The sequence below is a fragment of the Arthrobacter pascens genome (assembly GCF_030816475.1).
GTDB lineage: Bacteria > Actinomycetota > Actinomycetes > Actinomycetales > Micrococcaceae > Arthrobacter > Arthrobacter pascens_B.
The window spans coordinates 4,400,041-4,412,782 of the sequence record NZ_JAUSXF010000001.1; the positions used below are offsets into that span (position 1 = coordinate 4,400,041).

The 12,742-nt window shown below is 64.3% G+C and carries 12 protein-coding genes; 5 read left to right on the plus strand and 7 right to left on the minus strand.

What is annotated here, in order from left to right; translation table 11 throughout:
- Positions 1 to 93: 93 nt before the first annotated feature.
- The 5 genes from QFZ40_RS20265 to QFZ40_RS20285 are packed head-to-tail and all read left to right on the plus strand — an operon-like array spanning position 94 to position 4,788.
- Positions 94 to 876, plus strand: a complete 783-nt coding sequence (locus tag QFZ40_RS20265) for an ABC transporter ATP-binding protein (RefSeq protein ID WP_306906588.1) — start codon at positions 94 to 96, stop codon at positions 874 to 876.
- The gene (locus tag QFZ40_RS20270; protein ID WP_306906589.1) at positions 863 to 1,573 is read left to right on the plus strand and encodes an ABC transporter ATP-binding protein; all 711 of its coding nucleotides are present in this window, start codon (positions 863 to 865) and stop codon (positions 1,571 to 1,573) included. The genes QFZ40_RS20265 and QFZ40_RS20270 overlap by 14 nt, the downstream gene beginning before the upstream one ends.
- 5 nt (positions 1,574 to 1,578) lie before the next feature.
- On the plus strand, positions 1,579 to 2,460 hold the full coding sequence (locus QFZ40_RS20275) for a branched-chain amino acid ABC transporter permease (protein WP_306906590.1): 882 nt from the start codon (positions 1,579 to 1,581) through the stop codon (positions 2,458 to 2,460).
- Positions 2,460 to 3,542, plus strand: a complete 1,083-nt coding sequence (locus QFZ40_RS20280) for a branched-chain amino acid ABC transporter permease (RefSeq protein WP_306906591.1) — start codon at positions 2,460 to 2,462, stop codon at positions 3,540 to 3,542. Before QFZ40_RS20275 ends, QFZ40_RS20280 begins: the two co-directional genes overlap by 1 nt.
- Positions 3,532 to 4,788: an ABC transporter substrate-binding protein gene (locus QFZ40_RS20285; protein WP_306906592.1), complete on the plus strand. Its 1,257-nt coding sequence runs from the start codon at positions 3,532 to 3,534 to the stop codon at positions 4,786 to 4,788. Before QFZ40_RS20280 ends, QFZ40_RS20285 begins: the two co-directional genes overlap by 11 nt.
- Positions 4,789 to 4,847: 59 nt before the next feature.
- Here QFZ40_RS20285 and QFZ40_RS20290 read toward each other — a convergent pair whose 3' ends face one another.
- The 7 genes from QFZ40_RS20290 to QFZ40_RS20320 form a co-directional block, all read right to left on the minus strand.
- Positions 4,848 to 5,468 carry a PadR family transcriptional regulator gene (locus QFZ40_RS20290; RefSeq protein WP_306906593.1) on the minus strand — a complete coding sequence of 207 codons (621 nt, stop codon included), beginning with the start codon at positions 5,466 to 5,468 and terminating at the stop codon, positions 4,848 to 4,850.
- 67 nt (positions 5,469 to 5,535) lie between these two features.
- Entirely contained in the window at positions 5,536 to 6,948 is a 1,413-nt protein-coding gene (ligM, locus tag QFZ40_RS20295) for a vanillate/3-O-methylgallate O-demethylase (protein ID WP_306906594.1), read from the minus strand.
- 41 nt (positions 6,949 to 6,989) lie between these two features.
- A complete protein-coding gene (gene purU, locus QFZ40_RS20300) occupies positions 6,990 to 7,862 on the minus strand; it encodes a formyltetrahydrofolate deformylase (RefSeq protein ID WP_306906595.1) in 873 nt (290 codons plus the stop codon).
- 10 nt (positions 7,863 to 7,872) lie between these two features.
- Entirely contained in the window at positions 7,873 to 8,766 is an 894-nt protein-coding gene (locus QFZ40_RS20305) for a methylenetetrahydrofolate reductase (protein WP_306906596.1), read from the minus strand.
- Positions 8,767 to 8,854: 88 nt separating this feature from the next.
- A complete protein-coding gene (locus QFZ40_RS20310; protein WP_306906597.1) occupies positions 8,855 to 10,147 on the minus strand; it encodes an MFS transporter in 1,293 nt (430 codons plus the stop codon).
- A gap of 56 nt (positions 10,148 to 10,203) precedes the next feature.
- Complete coding sequence (locus QFZ40_RS20315) at positions 10,204 to 11,709, minus strand: aldehyde dehydrogenase family protein (RefSeq protein WP_306906598.1); 1,506 nt, start codon at positions 11,707 to 11,709, stop codon at positions 10,204 to 10,206.
- 40 nt (positions 11,710 to 11,749) lie between these two features.
- Entirely contained in the window at positions 11,750 to 12,736 is a 987-nt protein-coding gene (locus QFZ40_RS20320; RefSeq protein WP_306906599.1) for a VOC family protein, read from the minus strand.
- Between the last annotated feature and the right edge of the window lie 6 nt (positions 12,737 to 12,742).

The following is a 12,742-nucleotide window of genomic DNA, read 5'->3' on the forward strand; positions in this document are numbered from 1 at the left end:
TTGACAATTTCGTCTCCGATCCGTAGCGTCGGTTTCATGCGGTCGTGATGGATCGCATCCGTCCCGAGCATAGATGCGACAGGAGGGTACAGGATGGCCGCGAGCCTGAGCCTCAACGATGTGAACCTGCACTTCGGCGGCGTCAAAGTGCTGCAGGAAGTCAGCTTCCACGTTGAGCCGGGTGTCATCTTCGGCCTCGTCGGTCCCAACGGAGCCGGGAAGACTTCGCTGTTCAACTGCATCAGCGGCCATTACAAGCCGAGCTCCGGTTCGATCACCATCGACGGAAACGAGGTGCTGGGCAGTGCCCCGTTCGGGCTCGTACGCCTGGGGCTGGCCCGGACCTTCCAGCATCCCGCACTGCAATTGAACGAAACAGTGCTGCAGAATGTGCGTCTCGGCGGGCATACGCGCCTCCCTGGCGGACCCGTTTCCTGGGCTCTGCGGCTGCCCTCGACAGACCGCGCCGAGCGCGGGATGCGTTCCGAAGCGCTCAAGCTTCTTGACCGTGCAGGTCTGGGCTGGGCCGCCCACCTGCCTGTCGGGGAACTGTCGCATGGACTGCACAAGGGCGTGGAGCTGTGGCGCGCGCTGCTTTCCAACCCCTCCCTGTTGCTGCTTGACGAGCCCGCCGCCGGGCTTTCGCACACCGAGGTTCAGCAGTTCATCCAGACCGTGAAGCGGATCCAAACCGAGCATGACATCACGATCGTCATCGTCGAGCATCACATGGGGCTCATCTCCGCGCTCACCGACAGGGTCGTCGTACTGGACCACGGGCGCAAGCTCATGGAGGGCACCGCCGCCGAAGCCCAGTCCGATCCGCGGGTCATCGAGGCCTATATCGGAAAGGACGCCGCGGATGACGCTGCTTGAACTTTCCGGCGTGACCGCGTCCTACGGGCCCGTGCAGGTGCTCGACGGCGTCGAGCTGAGCGTGCCCGAAGGGGGTTCGGTGGGGATCCTCGGTGCCAACGGCGCAGGCAAGACGACGACGTTGCGCGCCATCAGCGGCACGGTGCGCACCGGAGGACGGATCAGGTTCGAGGGGCGGGATATCCGCGGCTTCCGGCCCGACCGGGTGGCAGCACTGGGGATCGCCCATGTTCCGGAGGGGCGCGGAACCCTCGGCCAGCTCAGCGTGCGGGAAAACCTCATGGTCGGTGCCTATCTCCGCAAGGACCGGCGGTCCATCCCGGCCGACATCGAGTATTGCCTTGACCTGTTCCCGCAGTTGCAGGACAGGGTGGCATCGAGGGCCGCATCACTTTCGGGCGGCGAGCAGCAGATGCTCGCGGTTGCCCGGGCCTTCATGGCCAAGCCCAAGCTGCTGCTGCTCGACGAAGCATCACTCGGACTTGCCCCGAGTACTTCCAAGACCGTGTATGAGGCGATCAGGCGGCTGCGGCTCGACTCCGGTATCGCCATGCTTGTGGTGGAGCAGAACGCGAACCTTGCCTTCTCGCTCGTCGATACGGCCACCGTTCTTGAAACCGGGCGGAATGTGCTGACCGGCTCTTCGGACGAACTGAGGGGCATGGACGAGATCCGCCGTGCCTACCTGGGGGGCTGAACAAGATGGGGACTTTCATCCAACTTGTGGTTGACGGGCTCGCGACGGGTTCAATCTACGCGGCGTTGGCCCTCGCGATCGTCCTCGTGAACCAGGCTACGGGCCTGATCAACTTCGCCCAGGGCGGCCTGGCCGTGCTTTCCAGCTACATTGCCTTCGCATTCCTGCAGCTGCAATTCCCGCTCATCGTGGCTATTCTCATCGCGGTGGTGCTCTCCTTCTTCATCGGCGCGCTGGTGGAGCGGTTCCTCCTGCGCCGGTTCGAGCGGGGCGACCCGGATACGGCCGTGGTGGTGACTATCGGTCTGTTGACCCTGGTCACGGGTATCGCAGCCATGATCTGGAGCTACAACAACCGTGCCTTCCCCTCGCTTTTCCCGCTCACCAGCGTTGAAATCCTCGGAGCTGTGGTGAGTGTCCGGTCGCTTGCGACCACAGTGACGATCGTGGTCATCATGGTGGTTCTGCAGCTGCTCTTCCTGCGGACCAAGCTCGGGCTCGCGCTCCGAGCGGTGGCTGACAACCCTGCCTCGGCTGCGTTCTCAGGGCTCCCCGTGGGACGGCTGCTGATGGTCGGCTGGGGTCTCGCGGCGACGCTCGGGGCGGTCGCCGGGATTCTGGTCGCCCCGCAGCTGACCCTGACCCCGGGCATGCTGGATACGGCGCTCGTGTACGCGTTGGCTTCAGTTATCCTCGGCGGCCTAAGCAGTCCAGTCGGCTGTGTCGTGGCCGCCTCGGCCATCGGCGTGCTGGAGAACCTCGTGGCGGTGTATGTGCCCCTGATCGGCCACGACCTGAAGATCGCAGTGCCGTTCGCACTGATCTTCGTCATCCTCATCCTCCGTCCCCAGGGCCTGTTCGGGCGAAAGGTCGTGGTGAGGGTGTGATGAGCAGCGTAACTTCCCTGCGGAGCAACAGAATACTGCGGATCGTCCTCATTGCCGCCGTCGCCATCCTGCTGCTTGTTGCCCCCCTCGTCCTTCCTGTGTTTGCCAACCAGACGCTGGTGCGGATCGGCGTCTACGCGGTGGCAGTGCTGGGGCTGAACATTGTCATGGGCTACACCGGACAGGTGAACCTCGGGCAGATCTTCTTCGTTGGGCTCGGCGCCTATGTCACTGCCTATGGTGTCAACCACGGCTGGAACATCGTGGTGGTGTTCGCCGCGGCGTGCGTTATTGCGGGCATCGTGGGGCTGCTGGTGGCGCTCGCAGCGGCCAGGCTCGGAGGTCTCGCCATTGCAATGGTCACGATTGCCCTGCCGATCGTCGGCGTGCCACTGGCCAAGCGGCTTGATGAATTCACCGGCGGCTCCCAGGGAATCTCGGCCCGCTTCTCGGATGCGCCTGACTGGTCGCGCCTGTACTCAGACCAGTGGCAGTTCTACATTGTTTTGCTGGTGACGGCGGCCGCGTTCCTGGTTGCCCGCAATTTAGTCCGTGGCAAGTACGGCCGGGCGTTCGGCGTGGTGCGGGAGAACGAAGCCGTCGCAGCATCCATGGGTGTCTCGCCGTACCGGACCAAAGTGCTTGCGTTCACCGTCGCGTCGATATTCGGCGGCGCCAGCGGCTTCCTTTACCTCGCCGCCGTACAGTACACGTCGCCCGAAACACTCAGCTTCGGCCACTCCATCAGCCTCGTCGCCGCAATGGTCATCGGCGGCGCGGGAAGCATTGCGGGCTCACTCATCGGCGGTGCCTACTACGTCTTGGTTCCGCAGCTCACGAACGCCATTGACCCCAGCTTCACCACAGCCAGCCAAGGCGCCATTCTCCTTGCGGTGCTGTTCCTCCTGCCGGAAGGACTGGTCAGCCTTCCGCGGGTGGTCCGCCGGCTCACCCGCCGGCGCAGCACGCGCCCCGCTCCCGGAAATTCCCCCCAGACCGCTCCGGCGCGTTCTCCGGTTACTGAGGCAGCACCGGAGGGACTCCAAAAAACAGAGAGAGGCAAGATCGGTCATGAAGGTTAGAAACAAGTCAGGCGGTGCCCTTGCCATCGTCGCGATGGCATCGGTCGTGGCGCTCTCCGTCTCAGGTTGCACCCGCGACGGCGCCGGCCAGGGGAATGGCTCGGGGGCGAGCCCGGGCATTACCGACACGTCCATCACGCTCGGGATCACCACCCCGCTCAGTGGCCCGACCGCAGGCCCGGGAACCTGTACTGTCGCGGGTGTCGCAGCCTACTTCGGCGCCGTGAACGCAGCCGGCGGCGTGAAATTCGGTGACGGCAAGACGCGCTCGGTCAACATCAAGTCCTACGACGATGCGTACGATCCGCAGAAATCCCTGTCGAACTTCCAGCAGATGGTCTCGGACAACATCTTCGCCGTCACGGCCGGCCTTGGTACCCCTACCAACCGTGCCTTCCGTGACGCCGCCATCAGCCAGAAGGTCCCCCAGGTGCTCGTGATGACCGGCGATCCGTTGTTCAGCGACCGCAAGCAGAGCCCTTGGCAGCTTGGTTTCGTGCCGATCTACCAAAATGAGGGAGCTGCCTTCGGCAAGCTGCTGGCAGGGTCGAAGGATCAGCACAAAGTGGCGATACTGTCGCAAAACGATGACTACGGCAAGGGCTACGTTTCGGGATTCAAGGAAGCCATCAAGGGCAATTCCAGCATCTCGATCGTCGGAGAACAAACGTATGAGGCCACGGACACCTCCGTCGATGCGCAGCTCACCCAGCTGGCGTCGTCAGGGGCGGATGTCTTCTTCAACGCCATGTCCATCACCCCGCTGGTGATCGCCGCGTTGCAGAAGGGGCAGCAGATCGGTTGGAAGCCGAGCTGGTTCCTTCCCTCAAACACGTCCAGCCCGACGGCGATCCTTCAGCCGGGCGGGGCGACCGCCTATCCCGGCATTTACTCGGTGTCGTTCGCAAAGGCCCCGCAGAGCCCGGTGTTCGCCAAGGACCCTGACGTAGTCAAGTTCCTGTCAGAACTCAAGCAGTACGGCAACTACCCGGACATGCCTGCTTTCCCGCACTGCATGTGGAGCTACATGGTGGGAGCCACGCTGGAACAGGCGTTCAAGAACATGACCGGGCCGACCCGTGACAACTTCATGGAATCGCTGCGGGATATCAAGGGCCTGAAAGCGCCGCTGATGCTGGAGGGCACATCGGTGGACACTACGGTGGACGGCCAGCCCGCCGTATCCACGGTGGTCGTGCAGAAGTACAACGGGCAGGGATACGCCACCGCGGAGAACTTCGGCTAGGACTGCCCTGCGGGTGCCATCGTCATCTCCGGCATCAATGGCCGGGGATGACGACGACGCTACACGCGTGCGGTGTCCCGGTCCGCGCGCGCTCCGGCTGACCGGTCCAGTTCGTCGATGAGCTTCAGTCCCCGCCGCGCCCAGGCGATTTCGCCGCGGGCCCTTTCAACCAGGCCCTCGTACGTGAACCTTTTGAACGCGATGGTTCGTTCGCGGTCCTCGGGTTGTGTGACGGCGAGGCGCCGCACCAGCATGGGGTTGGCAAGTTCATCGATCCGCAGGAGTTCACCCTCCCACTGGGCGAGTTCACCCTCCCACTGCATGATGTGTGAACGGAAAAATTCACGGGCGGCCTCGGGAGTGGCCGCCTCAAGGTAGGCGGCCCGCAGGTGGGCGGGGTCGCGGACCCGCGCGTACTTCAGGGGCGTGTGCATCCAGGCGAGGAAGGCCTGCTCCCCGGTATCGGTCACGTGATAGATACGCCTCGTGGCCCGCTGGCCGCGTGTCTGCTCCTCACCCTCGATGAGGTGCTCAGCCTCCATCTTGCGCAGCTCGGGGTAGATCTGCGAGTCGGGTGCATGCCAGACATGCCCCACTGACATGGCGAACTGTTTTTGCAGTTCGTAGCCTGACAGTGGCCCCACGCGGAGCAACGCAAGCAGCGCGTATCGCAGGCTCATACAGCACTCCTTCATTAACCAGGCATGGATTCAGGGGCGGGGCCGCCCCGTGAGGCCGCCTCCCACACTAGGCCGACTTGTAGTTTGTGCGCCACCCGCCACGGTACGTGGCGCGCGCGACGGCGGAGTACGGCACAGGGCTGACCACTGCGCGCACCTCTGTCTGAACGTGCGGTTCGACTGCTGCCTTGGCCGTGCCGCCGTCGGGCTCCCCCCATACAACCTTCAATTCGGTGCCTTCGGGCACGTTCGGGTCGATGGTGGCGAGTGAGAGTGCCCGCCGTTCGTTCGCGCTGTAGCCCGTGAACATGGAGTACCCGACGACGGTACCGTCGGCATCAATGACGGAGTCGTAGTTGGCCGAACCGTAGTTGGCGAGCGGCAGGTCGAAGAACTTGTAGCCCGGTCCTTCCCCCGTGAACAGCGATGCGAAGATCGACGTGACGTCCTCGCCGTCCCAGGCCAGGGTGACCTTCTTCCGCTGCGAATCCTGGTCGATCCGCTCCAGGGCGTCACGGCCGATGAAGTCATGGTCGAACTTCACAAACGACCCGTAGCCAAGCTCCCATGGAGTCAGGTAGTAGTCCTCGATGTCCTTCGACACGAAGGACCCCGCAAGGGTACCGGTAGCCTCATAGCCGTCCGCGGGAAGCCACTCGCGGTAGCCGCGCTCGGCTTCGCCTGAGTAGATGGCCGGCAAGGGCGACGGAATCCAGCCGGACTCGAGGGTGTTGGAAGGATAGGCGCGCGACCCCACGGGCACCAGTCCGAATTCGGCGCCGGCTTCGATGATCGCGTCCCGGATCCGTCCGTGGTCGGCATAGGGCCCAAAGATTTCAAGACCCGGAGCGCCGGCCATGCCATGGCGGAGGGTACGGACGTTTGTACCGTCGATGGTCATGTTGGACATGTTGAAGAACTTCAGCTGCTCCACCGGGCCCCGGTTCAGCTTTTCGATCACCTGCCAGGCGTTCGGCCCCTGGATCTGGAAACGGTAGTACTGGCGGGTGACCGGCAGGCCGTAGGGCCGGGACGGCGAACGGCGGTCCACGGTCATCTCCAGGTTCGGGTAGCCGCCGGTCTGGCCATGGTAGAGCAGCCAGTTCGCGGCCGGTGAGCGTCCCACATAGACATACTCTTCCTCCGCCAGGCGGAAGAGGATGCCGTCGCCGATGACATGTCCGGACTCGGTGGTGGGCACGTACTGCTTGGCCCTGTTGACCGGGAACACGGCGGTGGAGTTGATGGCCGTTGATGAGATGAGCCTGATCGCGTCCGGGCCCTTCATGAACAGGTTGTCCATGTGGTGGGACTGGTCGAAGAGCACGGCGGTCTGGCGCCATGCGGTCTGCTCCTTGATCCAGTTCTGGAAGTCGGCGGGGACCACGGGGTAGATGTAAGAGCCGATTTGTGAGTTGCGGAGCAAATCCACTGCGCCGCGGGACGAATCGAGGACTTCCTGCAGATTCCTGGGTGCCACGATGAACCTCTCATTCTGTATCGGTTGCGGATCGGTTGTTCTCAGAAGACGATGGTCTGGTTGCCGTGCCGGATGACCCGGTCCTCGGCGTGCCACTCGACCGCCCGTGAAAGCACGGCGCGTTCCACATATGCGCCGCGGGCCTGGAGATCGGTGGCGGTGTGGGCATGTGTCACCCGGGCAACGTCCTGCTCGATGATGGGGCCCTCGTCAAGATCCTTGGTCACGTAGTGCGAGGTTGCGCCGATGAGTTTGACCCCGCGCTCCTTGGCCCTGCGGTAGGGGGCGGCGCCAATGAAGGCGGGCAGGAAGGAGTGGTGGATATTGATCAGCGGTACCCCCACCCGGTCGAGGAACTCCGGCGACAGGATCTGCATGTAGCGGGCCAGGACCACGAAATCCACATTGCCCTCCAGCAGCTTCAGGATCTGGGCCTCCGCGTGTGACTTGTCAGGATCAAGGGACGGCACGTGGAAGAAGGGCACACCGAACGAGCGGACGTCCTCGGCAGTGTTGGTGTGGTTGGAGATCACCATCGGGATGGTCACTGGCAGCTCACCGCGGCGGTGCCGCCAGAGCAGTTCGAGCAGGCAATGGTCTGAGGTGGAGACCAGGATGGCCATGCGTTTGGGCACAGACCGGTCGGTGAGGGTCCAGGCCAGCCCCAGCGGCTCCAGGGTCCTGCCGAGGTCTGCCTCGATTTCGGGCAGTGCCACCGTAAGGTCGGGCCGGCTGAAGACAACCCGCTGGAAGAAGTCGCCCCCTGTGGGATCACTGGAGTACTGGTCAAGGGAGACGATGTTCCCTTGGTTCCGGGTGACGACGGCCGCTACCGAGGAGACAATCCCCGGCCGGTCCGGGCCATGGACAATCAGGCAGGCCTGGTCCTTCTGCGCTTGGCTGTGCAGAGCCATCGGGGCCGCCTCACGCCTGTCCGCCCGTGAACTGGCGGACCCAGCCCGCCGTCTCTGACAGGCCACCGAAGGTGTAGAAGTGAAGCCCTACCTGTCCCAGCAGCCCTGTACGCGTACCTGAGGAGTGGTCAGCGAGTACCGCGGCCAGATCGTTGACAAAGTTGTCGGGGCCGGCCACGCCGACGAGGTTGGTGAGTGAGAAGCCGTACTTCTTCACGATCATCGCATTTGCCCCGACGCCCAGGCGGCGGGCAAAACCCAGGAGCCGCTTGATTCCCACCGGGCCCGGGGTGCCGACCCGGACGGGCGCAGTGATGCCTCTGGCCCGAATCGCCTCGATCCACTCCGCGACGGGATCGGTATCGAACGAGAACTGGGTGAGGATGACCATGTCAAGGCCCTGGTCCCGGAGCGTCGCAGACTTGTCTTCGAGCGCACTCCACAGGGTCTCCTGCGGGATATCGGGATGGCCTTCCGGATACCCGCCGATTCCGACTTCACGTACTCCGAAGTCCTGCAGGATGCCGCTGCGGATGATCGAGAGTGAGTCGCTGTAGGGCCCCTCGGGGCGGGCGGGATCACCGCCGATAACGAAAATGTGGCCGGCGGCATCCACCTCCTGCAGGCGGCCGAGGAACTCCCTGAGCCGCTGCTCGGACTCCAAACGCCGCGCTGAAATGTGGGGTACGGGAACGAATCCCATTTCCCGGACCGCCTTGGCAGCGGCCACGCGCATCTCAAGGTCCTCGTTGCCCAGGAAGGTCACGTTGATTCTCGTGCCAAGGGGAATGAGAGGCCTTGCCTCGAGGAGGGAAGGGATGTCCTTGCCTGTCATCTCAAGGGAGAAGTCCTTCATGAGTTCGAGCGAAGCTGCGCGGTTCGTCTTTTGTGCGATCTTAGTCACAGTCCCACGTCCTTTCAGCGGCCTCATTGCCTTCTCAAATTTTACCTATGTAAATAGGTACTGTCCATAGGTATATTCGGGCTGAGACTCATGAGCGTCCGGCAGGGGCGGACGCGGTCAGCACTTGCCGTTCCCGCCCTACGAACAAGCCCGCCGCAAGCTGCGCGGCGAGGGTGAGCTCCACGAGCAGCAGGGGCGCAAGCCATCCACCGGTGAGCGAAAGGAGGCCGCCAAAGGCGACGGGGCCAACAGCGGCAATCGCATAGCCCCCGGACTGGGCCATGCCCGAGAGCCGCCCGGCAGCTCCGGGAGTCCGTGCCCGCAGCCCGAACAGGCTGAAGGACATCGCCAGGGATGCGCCCGAGGAGAGTCCGTAGAGGATCACCCATCCGGGGAACAGCAACGGCACTGCGATGAGCCCGGTGACGGCTACCAGGCCGAGCACCGGGATGAGGGCGGGTGTCCACCGTGCCAGCGTCCCGCGTAGCATCAGCGGGACGGAGAGCGAGCCGGCAAGGGAACTTACCTGCAGCAGCATCACGTCGATCCCGGCCACAACCTCCGGGCGTCCCAAGCTGTGCGCGAGCGGCGCCAGCCACGTGACCATCATGTAGAAAGCCATGGCCTGGAACCCCATGTACGAGAGCACCTGCCACGCAACGGCATCGCCCCACACGCCCCAGCGGCCATGCGGTGCCTGCTGCGGTTCCACGGCAGGAGCAGCGGTACCGGGCGGCCCGGCCCGCGGCGTTCCGGCATCCGGAGCCGGGGTAGCCCAGGCACGTGCTTCACGGCTTCGAACCATGGCAACGAGCCAGATCACTGTTGCCAGTGGTATGAGTGCGCCCGAAAAGAGCAGCGCACCCCGCCACCCCAGTACCCCTTCACCGCCGGGGACCTGCGAGACCGGCACCACAACTCCGGAGGCAAGCGCGCCCGTGCCGCTGAGGAAGGCCGTGAAAAGGGCGGTCACCACCGCCAGGCGATCGCTGAATTCGCGTTTGATCACCGCCGGGAGCAGGACGTTGGCCACCGCGATGGATGCCCCGATCAGGACTGTTCCGGCCCACAGATTCAGGGGAGCTCCGGGTAATGACCGCCATACGGTGCCTGCTCCGAGCGCGATCAACGAGCAAAGGACCACTCCCGAAAATCCGAAACGCATGCCGAGGCTGTGGGCCAGCGGTGAGACCGCCGCGAAGGCAATCAGGGGGATGGCGGCCAGCAACCCCAGTGCAGCCTCGGCGATGCCCAGGTCTGCGGAGATCTGCGTCAGGAGGGGTCCCACGCCGCTGATGGTCGAGCGCAGGTTTGCCGCGACCAGCAGGACGGCGGCGAGAAGGAGGAGGCCGGGGTGCCGTACCTCTGCTGATGGCCGCATCCCCGCCCCCTGGCATTCAGACAAACTAGCCCTCCGATAAACAGGCCTCCGACAAATCAGCCCTCGGACCCGCCTTGGGACCCGGCGTCGGGCTCGAGGCGGGCGATCGACCGGGTGTCCTGGAACGCCCGGACGCCCTCGATTCCCTGCTCGCGGCCCATGCCGGACTGCTTCATCCCGCCGAAGGGAGCGCGCAGGTCCAGCCGGGTCGCGCCATGGTCGTTGACCCAGACGTAACCGCAGACCAGCCTTCCGCCCACCCGGTCGCCCGCCTCGGGGTTCGCCGTCCATACCGAGCCGCAAAGCCCGGACCACGTGTCGTTGGCCATCCGGACCGCTTCATCCTCGGTGTCGAACGGGATGAGCGGAATCACCGGCCCGAACTGCTCCTGGGTCACGACGCGCAGGGACGGGTCGGGGTTGATCACCAGTGCCGGGCGCAGGAAATTACCGCTCCGCAGCTCCGGATCCGTCGGTAGCGTCCCGAACTCCCTGACGTCGGCGCCGGCCTCCTTTGCTTCCTCGATGATCTCGCTCACGAAGGCCTTCTGCGCCGGCTGGTGCAGCGGGCCCATCGTGGTCCCCTCATCCAGTCCATACCCGATGACCGCCTTGTCGAGCCGCTCCGACAGGCCCCCGACGAGCTCATCCAGGCGCGAACGGTGGACATAGATCCGCTTTGCGTTCATGCAGATCTGCCCGGTGGTGTCGAAGATCGAGGCATACAGGCGGTCGAGGTGGGTGTCGTCCAGGATTGCGTCCTCAAGCACGACGGCGGCATCGTTTCCGCCGAGCTCCAGGGTCACCCGGGTCAGGGACTTCGATGCCATTTCCATGATGCGCTTGCCGCCGGCAACGCTGCCCGTGAAGCAGACCTTCGCGACGTCGGGGCTGGTGATCAGGGCGGACACGTCGGCATCCTTACCGGTCACCACGTTCAGCACCCCGGGGGGCAGCTTCTCGGCGATCCTTTGGACCACGCGGGTAGTGGCGAGCGGTGTGGTGGGCGGAGGCTTGACGATAGCTGTGTTTCCGGCGAGCAGCGCGTGTGGCAAGGAGGCCGCCAGGATCGCGATAGGCCAGTTGAACGGCACGATCACCGTCACGACACCCAGCGGCTGGTACTGGATTGTCGTGGACACCGGGATCCCCGGCGCCGGGGGGAGCACTTTAGTCGCATCCACCTCGTCGGCAAGCGCGAGTGCCAGGTTCCACCGGATCTCGAACACGAGTGAATCGACCCAGGATTCCATCCGGATCTTCCCGTTCTCCTGCGACAGGATGGCAGCATCCTCGTCGCGGAAGTCGGCGATGCCCTCAAGTGCAACCCGCATCTGCTCGGCGCGTTCCTGCGGGCTCAGCGCCGCCCATCCGGGATAGGCCGCCTTGGCCGCTGCAATAGCGTCATCGACGTCACGCGGACCGGCCGCTGCCGCATACCCGACAATCACGCCCGGTTTGCCAGGGTCGACCACCTCCAGGGTGTCCGCGGCCTGGCGTTCCGTGCCGCCGATGTACAGGCCAGTGGTTACCGGCGCCGACGTATTAATGGTGTTGGTCATGTCGCACCTTTCTGTGCAGTACTGCAGTTTTTTCTTGGCGTCACTGTCGGACGACGGGAGTTCCATGGGTATGGAACGTTTCGATGGTCTTCATACCCCAGGCCTGCCCTTTCTTGCGCTCCTCCTGGGTCCACTCCACGACCGGGGAGTCGGGGTCCAGCAATAGGCGGGCACCGGCGTTGGCGAGTTCGATGCGGTTTCCGCCCGGCTCCCAGACGTACAGGAAGAAGGTCTGGTTGATCGCGTGCTTGTGCGGACCGGACTCGATGTGGATGCCGTTCTCAAGGAAAATATCGGCTGCCTTGAGGATGTCCTCACGGGTATCCGGGGCGAAAGCGACGTGGTGCAGCCGGTTACCGTGCTTGAGCCAGTCGTCCGAATACACAATGTCGTAGGACTTGTTGTTGAAGTGGAACCACCAGGCGGCGTAACCGCCGTCGTCCAGCCTGATCCGTTCACTTTCGCGGCCCCGCAGCGTCGTGGCCACGAACTCGCCGTTGGCCACCACATCCCTGGCGAGGAAATTGACGTGGTCCAGCCGCCTGGCATTAACGCCACGGCCGGGAAACGCCGAGGCCTGGTTCTTCAGCGCCGGCTTGTCGTCGGTGGCCACGTACCGTTCGGTTTCGTAGTAAATCGCGAGGTCGTGCCCGTCGGGGTCCCGGAAAGCGTAGGCAGGACCGGTCCCCACTTCGCCGTCAACCCAGCCGATGCCGAGGCCGGTGGCCTCAATGGCCGCCACCCGCCGCTGTAGCGCATCCTGGCTGGTCGTCCGGAATGTCGTCCGCCCGACGCCGGCATCGGGGGATGCTGTGAGCTTCAGTGTGTAGAGCTGATATTCGTCCCACGTGCGCAGGTACACCGATTTCCCGTTGCTGCCGTTGTTGTTAGTTCCGGCGTCACCGGTCTCCGCGACGACGCGCATGGCGAGCAGGTCGCGGAAGAACCACAGGCTCTTCTCGAAGTTAGGCGTCAGCAGCTCCACGTTCCCCAGATGGGCGACGTCGAACGAGGTGTAGTCGGTCATGGACCT

Bases quoted from the DNA above. Each gene is read 5' to 3' on its own strand.
- QFZ40_RS20265 (WP_306906588.1), top strand. From the start codon at position 94: ATGGCCGCGAGCCTGAGCCTCAACGATGTGAACCTGCACTTCGGCGGC.
- QFZ40_RS20270 (WP_306906589.1), top strand. From the start codon at position 863: ATGACGCTGCTTGAACTTTCCGGCGTGACCGCGTCCTACGGGCCCGTG.
- QFZ40_RS20275 (WP_306906590.1), top strand. From the start codon at position 1,579: ATGGGGACTTTCATCCAACTTGTGGTTGACGGGCTCGCGACGGGTTCA.
- QFZ40_RS20280 (WP_306906591.1), top strand. From the start codon at position 2,460: ATGAGCAGCGTAACTTCCCTGCGGAGCAACAGAATACTGCGGATCGTC.
- QFZ40_RS20285 (WP_306906592.1), top strand. From the start codon at position 3,532: ATGAAGGTTAGAAACAAGTCAGGCGGTGCCCTTGCCATCGTCGCGATG.
- QFZ40_RS20290 (WP_306906593.1), bottom strand. From the start codon at position 5,468: ATGAGCCTGCGATACGCGCTGCTTGCGTTGCTCCGCGTGGGGCCACTG.
- purU (WP_306906595.1), bottom strand. From the start codon at position 7,862: ATGGCTCTGCACAGCCAAGCGCAGAAGGACCAGGCCTGCCTGATTGTC.
- QFZ40_RS20310 (WP_306906597.1), bottom strand. From the start codon at position 10,147: ATGCGGCCATCAGCAGAGGTACGGCACCCCGGCCTCCTCCTTCTCGCC.
- QFZ40_RS20315 (WP_306906598.1), bottom strand. From the start codon at position 11,709: ATGACCAACACCATTAATACGTCGGCGCCGGTAACCACTGGCCTGTAC.
- QFZ40_RS20320 (WP_306906599.1), bottom strand. From the start codon at position 12,736: ATGACCGACTACACCTCGTTCGACGTCGCCCATCTGGGGAACGTGGAG.